Raw genomic sequence first — 6,511 nt, forward strand, 5'->3', positions numbered from 1 at the left:
GTCCACGATCGCCAGCTTCTACCAATACTCCATGGCCCACGGCCTGCGCCGCCTGGCCTTGCCGGCGGTGGCGATTGCCAACAGCGTCTGCTTCAGCCTGGACGGCCGCACGATGTACTTCTGCGACACGCTCTCCCAGCGCATCCAGCAGTGCGATTACGACGCCGACACGGCCCAGGTCGACAACGTCCGCCTGTTCACGGCGATGGACCAGGACGACGCCTGGCCCGATGGCTCGGTCGTCGATGCCGAGGGCTGCCTGTGGAACGCCCAATGGGGCGCTGGCCGTGTAGCACGCTACGACCCCGAGGGCCGGCTGATGGGCGTGTTGCGCGCCCCGGCCGCTCACACCAGTTGCCCCGCCATCGGCGGTGAAGGCATGGACCAGCTGATGCTCACCACCGCCCGCACGGAGCTGAGCCGCGACGCTCTCGCCGCCCAGCCGCTGTCCGGCAGCCTGTTCGGCTTGCGCCTGCCCACGGCGCTGGGTKTGCCTGACGCCCTGTTTGAAGACTGACGGAAGACTAGGAGACAACAATGAAGATGCAACGACGCGCCGCACTGGCCCTGGCCCTGCTTGCCACCCCCTTCGCGCTGCAAGCGGCCGAACCGGTCAAGATCGGCTTCCTCGTCAAGCAGGCCGAAGAGCCCTGGTTCCAGGACGAATGGCGCTATGCCGAGCAGGCCGCCAAGGACAAGGGCTTCACCCTCGTGAAGATCGGCATCCCCAACGGCGAAAAGATGATGGCCGCCATTGACAACCTGGCGGCACAGAAGGCCGTCGGCTTCGTCATCTGCGCGCCTGATGTGAAGCTCGGCGCGGCCGTCAACCGCGCCGCCAAGCGCCACAACCTCAAGGTCATGTCGGTGGACGACCAACTCGTCGACGGCGCCGGCAAGCCCATCGCCGACATCCCCCACATGGGTATCTCGGGCTACGAGATCGGCAAGCAGGTCGGCCAGGGGCTGCTGGCCGAGATGAAGGCACGCGGCTGGAAGCTCGACGAGGTGGGCGTGCTGCGCGTGGCCTTCGACCAGTTGCCCACGGCGCGGGATCGCACCATGGGCGCGGTGGATGCGCTGAAGGCTGCCGGCGTGCCGGTCGCCAATGTGGTCGACGCGCCCCAGGCCAAGACCGACACGGAGAGCGCCTTCAACGCCGCCAACATCGCCTTCACGAAGAACGCCAAGTTCAAGAAGTGGGTGGCCTTCGGCCTGAACGACGAAGCGGCCTTGGGCGCCGTGCGCGCCGCGGAAGGCCGTGGCATCAAGCAGGACGCGATGCTGGCCATCGGCATCGGCGGCAGCCAGACGGCGCTCAACGAGTTCACCAAACCGACGCCGACCGCCTTCTACGGCACGGTGCTGATCAGCCCGAAGCGCCATGGCTACGAGACCGCCGTGGCGGTGTATGAATGGGCCACAGCGGGCAAGGCGCCGCCGCCCGTCACGCTGACCAGCGGCACGCTGATGACGCGCCAGAACCAGGCCGAACTGCGCAAGCAAATGGGCCTCTGAAATGTCTTCCTTGCAGTTCGACAACATCAGCAAGCACTTCCCCGGCGTCAAGGCGCTGAACGGGGTGAGCTTCGAGGCGAGGGCTGGCCAGGTGATGGGCCTGCTCGGCGAGAACGGCGCGGGAAAAAGCACGCTGCTGAAGATCCTCGGCGGGCAGTACAAGCCCGATGGTGGCCGGCTGCTGATCGATGATCAGGAGCGCCACTTCACTTCGGCTGGCGACGCCATCGCCGCCGGCGTGGCCATCATCCACCAGGAGCTGCAGTACGTGGCCGAGTTGACGGTGGCCGAGAACGTGCTGCTCGGCCGCCTGCCGACACGCCTAGGCCTCGTCGACCACAAGGCCGCGCGCCGGCTGGTGGCCGAACAACTGGCAGCCATCGGCGTGGACCTGGACCCCGCCTCGCGCCTGTCGGAGCTGTCCATCGCCCAGCGCCAGATGGTGGAGATCTGCAAAGCCGTCATGCAGGACGCCAAGGTCATCGCCTTCGACGAGCCCACCAGCAGCCTGTCGCACCGCGAGACCGGAATCCTGTTCCGGCTGGTGAAACGGCTGCGCGCCGAAGGGCGCACGCTGATCTACATCTCGCACCGCCTCGAAGAACTGTACGAGCTATGCGACGCCTGCACCATCTTCCGTGATGGCCGCAAGATCGTCACGCACGAGGTCATGGCCGAGGTGCCGCGTGAGCGCCTGATCGCCGACATGGTCGGCCGCGAGCTGCAGGATATCTACGACTACCGCAGCCGCCAGCAGGGCCCGATGCGGCTTGAAGCGCGCGGCCTGCAAAGCGACCGCCTGCCCACGCCACTGAGCTTTGCCGTGAGAGCCGGCGAGGTGTTGGGCTTCTTCGGCCTGGTCGGCGCCGGCCGCAGCGAGCTGATGCGCCTGCTCTACGGTGCCGACGCGCGCCGCGGCGGCGAGGTGCTGCTCGACGGCCAGCCGGTGCGGGCCCACAGCCCGGCGGACGCCATCGCCGCAGGCATCGTCCTCTGCCCCGAGGACCGCAAGGAACAGGGCATCCTGGCGCACAGCTCGGTCGCCGAGAACATCAACATCAGCTGCCGCCGCCACGGCCTGGCGGGTGGTGTCTTCCTGCGCCACGGCCAGGAAGCGCAGCGCGCTGACGACTTCATCAAAAAGCTGCGCATCAAGACACCGAGCCGTGAGCAGGAGATCCGCCTGCTGTCCGGCGGCAACCAACAGAAGGTCATCCTCGCGCGCTGGCTGGCCGAACCAGGGCTGAAGGTGCTCATCCTCGACGAGCCGACCCGCGGCATCGATGTGGGTGCCAAGAACGAGATCTACAAGATCATCCACGACGTGGCGGCCTCGGGCTGCTGCGTCATCGTCATCTCCAGCGAGCTGCCCGAAGTGCTGGGCATCACCGACCGCCTCATCGTCATGCGCGACGGCCGCATCAGCGGCGAACTGGACCGCGCCAACGCCAGCGAGACCGCCGCACTTGCCCTGGCCTTGCCTGACGGAGCGCCCACCGCACCACTGCATTGATCATGAACACGACCACTCTCACGCCCCGCCCCGCCATGTCCTCGACGTCCCGCGCACTGCTCAAGGAACACAGCATGACGCTGGGCTACGGCCTGCTCTTCGTCGTGCTGGCCTTCACCGTCGAGAACTTCTTCTCCAGCGCCAACATCGTCGGCCTGCTGCTGTCGGTCGCCCAGATCGGCATGGTGGCCTGCACCATGATGCTGTGCCTGGCCTCGCGGGACTTCGACCTCTCGGTGGGCTCAACCATCGCCTTCGCCGGCGTGCTCGGCGCCATGGTGCTGGAGCGCACCGGCAGCGTCGGCCTGGCCATCGGCGGCGGGCTGCTGGCCGGCGCGCTGATCGGCGCGGGCAATGGCGTGCTGATCGCCTATCTGCGCGTCAACGCGTTGATCGCCACGCTGGCCACCATGCTGATGGTGCGGGGCCTGGCCTTCATCGCGTCCAAGGGCCAGGCCGTGGGTATCGCCGACGAAGGCTTCATCAGCTTCGGCGACACGAGCTTCCTGAGCCTGCCGCTGCCGATCTGGATGACGGGCTTCAGCTTCCTCATCTTCGGCGTGCTGCTCAATCACACCGTCTTCGGCCGCAACACGCTGGCCATCGGCGGCAACCCCGAGGCAGCACGCCTGGCGGGTGTGCGCGTGGAACGGCTGCGCGTGTGGATCTTCCTGCTGCAGGGCGTCGTCACGGCGCTGGCAGGCCTGATCCTGTCGGCACGCATCACCAGCGGCCAGCCCAACGCGGCCACGGGCTTCGAACTGGACGTCATCTCGGCCTGCGTGCTGGGCGGCGTGTCACTGCAGGGCGGCAAGGCGCGCATCTTCGGCGTCGTCATCGGCGTGCTCATCATGGGCACAGTCGAGAATGTCATGAACCTGCTCAACGTCGACGCGTTCTATCAATACCTCGTGCGTGGCCTCATCCTGCTGGCCGCCGTCCTTCTCGACCAACTGAAGACCCGAGGCGAACGCCGTGGCTGACATGGCGCCCCTCGCCCAAGGATTACCTTGGTCGGTCCCCCGCGGGGACGGCGATGCTTGCGGCATTGAGCCGCAAGCACATCGCCAGCGCGGGCCGGCTAGGGAGCGGCCCGTCGCTCGGCCCGCAAATACGACGAACCGTGGGACGTTCGCCACGATGGAAAGCTGAGATGAGTTCACGTCTGCAAGGCAAGGTCGCGCTGGTGACCGGTTCCACCCAGGGCATCGGCAAGGCCATCGCCCGGCTCTTTGTCGCCGAGGGCGCCAGAGTCATCCTCAACGGGCTGGCAGCCGACGAGGCGCTGGGCGCGGCGTTGGTGCAGGAGCTGGGCGATGACAACGCCATGTTCATCGCCACCGACATCGCCGATGAAGCCGCCGTGCGCGCGATGGCTGCGCGCGGCGTCGAGCGCTTCGGCACGATCAACGTGCTCATCAACAACGCCGGCATGGACGTCTTCGCCGAGCCGCTGGCGATGACGACGGCGCAGTGGCAACGCTGCTTCGCCGTCGACCTCGACGGCGCGATGCACTGCAGCCGTGCCGTGCTGCCCGGCATGCTGGAGAGCGGCGGCGGCAGCATCGTCAACGTCGCCTCGGTGCACGGCCACCGCATCATCCCCAACGCCTTCCCCTATCCCGTCGCCAAGCACGCACTGATCGGCATGACCAAGGCGCTAGGCATCCAATACGCCGCGCACAACATCCGCGTCAACTCCATTTCGCCGGGGCTGATCCTGTCCGAGCGTGTCGTCGAGTGGCTGGCCAACTCACCCGAGGACGCCAAACGGCAGGTCGAGCTGCTGCCGCCCAAGCGCATCGGCGAGCCCATCGAGGTTGCCTACACTGCGCTCTTCCTCGCCAGCGACGAAGCCCGCTTCATCAACGCAACCGACATCCTCATCGATGGGGGCCGGTCGCAGCTCTATCACGAATGACTGACCCGCGCTCGGATCGCTTTGTCCGCTCCCACCTGAAGACTCGCCAGCTCGTGCTGCTGGTGGAACTCGGTCGGCACGGCTCGATCCTGCATGCCGCCCAGGCCGCCAACCTGACGCAGCCGGCGGCATCCAAGCTGCTGGCCGATCTCGAGCACGCTCTGGGCGTCAAGCTCTTCGAGCGCCTGCCGCGCGGTGTGGCGCCAACCTGGTACGGTGAGGTCATGATCCGGCGCGCCGGCGCGGCCCTGGCCGAGCTGGACGCCGGCCATCAGGAGCTCATGGAACTGCTGTCGGGCCTGTCGGGCCGCGTGGCGGTCGGTTCCGTGCTGACGCCCTCGACGACGCTGCTGCCGGCCGCCATCACGCAGCTCAAGGCCCGCCAGCCGCGGGTGCATGTCGCCATCTCGGTGGACACCAGCAAGCTGCTCATCCAGCACCTGCAGAACGGTGAGCTCGACCTCGTCATCGGCCGGGTGCTGGACAGCGAGTCGGCCGCCCAGCTCAGCTTCGAACCGCTCACCGACGAGCCGCATTGCCTGGTCGTGCGCGCCGGCCACCCGCTGTCCGACCGTCGCGACCTCAGCCTGCCCGAGCTGGCCCGCCAGAGCTGGATCCTGCCGCCCGGCGGCAGCATCCTGCGCGACCGCCTGACCGCCCTGTTCCTCTCGGCCGGCCTGGACCAGCCCCAGCAGACCGTCGAGACCCTGTCCCTGCCCGTCATCACCAGCCTGCTCGGCCAGTCCGACATGTTGTCGGCCCTGCCCGAAGAGCTGGTCAAGCCCTATCTGGAGGCGGGTTTGTTGGCGGTGCTCAACTTCGACCTCGGCCTGCGCATGGACGCGTATGGCATCGTCACCCGCCGCGGCCATCAGCTGTCGCCAGGCGCAGAGTTGATGCTGAACTGCCTGCGCGAGGAAGCCGCGCGGCGCGGCCTGCACACCTGACGCGGCAGCGGCTATCCTGCCCAGTCGGACACACAGGAAGCCCAGCACCGTGACCTTCTCCTGCGACGTCGCCATCATCGGCGCCGGCACTGCCGGCATGGCTGCCTACCGCGCCGCGCGCGCCCACACCGACCGCGTGCTGCTGATCGAGGCCGCCCACTACGGCACCACCTGCGCGCGTGTCGGCTGCATGCCCAGCAAGCTGCTGATCGCTGCGGCCGAAGCAGCCCAGGCCGTGCGCGAGGCGCATCGCTTCGGCGTGCAGGCCGAGGCGCCGCGCATTGACGGCCGGGCGGTCATGCAGCGGGTGCGGGAGGAGCGCGATCGTTTCGTCGGTTTCGTGCTCGAGACGGTGCATGGCTGGCCGGAATCCACGCGGCTTTTCGGCCGGGCGCGCTTCCTCGCCCAAGGCGTGCTGGACGTTGATGGCCAGCGCGTCGAGGCCCGCACCGTCGTTATCGCAACCGGCTCCCGGCCCTTCGTGCCGGCGGGCTGGCGCGAAGGGCTGGGTGCCAGGCTGATCGTCAATGACGATGTCTTCGTCTGGGTCGACCTGCCGAAGTCGATCGCTGTCGTCGGCGCCGGCGTCATCGGCCTGGAGCTGGCCCTGGC

7 protein-coding genes are annotated in these 6,511 nt (G+C 67.9%); all 7 read left to right on the plus strand.

All coding sequences use genetic code 11. The features are described from left to right. The coding region (locus ACXJKR_RS20825) for an SMP-30/gluconolactonase/LRE family protein (protein WP_457324437.1) at positions 1-517 on the plus strand (517 nt) is incomplete at its 5' end. A 26-nt stretch (positions 518-543) separates the two neighbouring features. Next, positions 544-1,518 carry an arabinose ABC transporter substrate-binding protein gene (locus ACXJKR_RS20830; protein ID WP_457324440.1) on the plus strand — a complete coding sequence of 325 codons (975 nt, stop codon included), beginning with the start codon at positions 544-546 and terminating at the stop codon, positions 1,516-1,518. 1 nt (position 1,519) lies between these two features. Further along, entirely contained in the window at positions 1,520-3,031 is a 1,512-nt protein-coding gene (araG, locus tag ACXJKR_RS20835; protein ID WP_457324438.1) for an L-arabinose ABC transporter ATP-binding protein AraG, read from the plus strand. A gap of 2 nt (positions 3,032-3,033) precedes the next feature. After that, positions 3,034-4,014 (plus strand): L-arabinose ABC transporter permease AraH, encoded by a 981-nt coding sequence (araH, locus tag ACXJKR_RS20840; protein ID WP_056202407.1) that lies wholly within the window; start codon positions 3,034-3,036, stop codon positions 4,012-4,014. Positions 4,015-4,184: 170 nt separating this feature from the next. Then, on the plus strand, positions 4,185-4,952 hold the full coding sequence (locus ACXJKR_RS20845) for an SDR family oxidoreductase (protein ID WP_457324439.1): 768 nt from the start codon (positions 4,185-4,187) through the stop codon (positions 4,950-4,952). Then, entirely contained in the window at positions 4,949-5,899 is a 951-nt protein-coding gene (locus tag ACXJKR_RS20850; RefSeq protein WP_056202403.1) for a LysR family transcriptional regulator, read from the plus strand. Before ACXJKR_RS20845 ends, ACXJKR_RS20850 begins: the two co-directional genes overlap by 4 nt. 97 nt (positions 5,900-5,996) lie before the next feature. After that, on the plus strand, positions 5,997-6,511 hold a 515-nt coding region (locus ACXJKR_RS20855; RefSeq protein WP_457324441.1), incomplete at its 3' end, for an FAD-dependent oxidoreductase.

This window comes from Roseateles sp. P5_E11 (assembly GCF_054049355.1).

Coding starts and splice junctions, on each gene's coding strand:
- ACXJKR_RS20850 (WP_056202403.1), top strand. CDS start 4,949: ATGACTGACCCGCGCTCGGATCGCTTTGTCCGCTCCCACCTGAAGACT.
- ACXJKR_RS20845 (WP_457324439.1), top strand. CDS start 4,185: ATGAGTTCACGTCTGCAAGGCAAGGTCGCGCTGGTGACCGGTTCCACC.
- araG (WP_457324438.1), top strand. CDS start 1,520: ATGTCTTCCTTGCAGTTCGACAACATCAGCAAGCACTTCCCCGGCGTC.
- araH (WP_056202407.1), top strand. CDS start 3,034: ATGAACACGACCACTCTCACGCCCCGCCCCGCCATGTCCTCGACGTCC.
- ACXJKR_RS20830 (WP_457324440.1), top strand. CDS start 544: ATGCAACGACGCGCCGCACTGGCCCTGGCCCTGCTTGCCACCCCCTTC.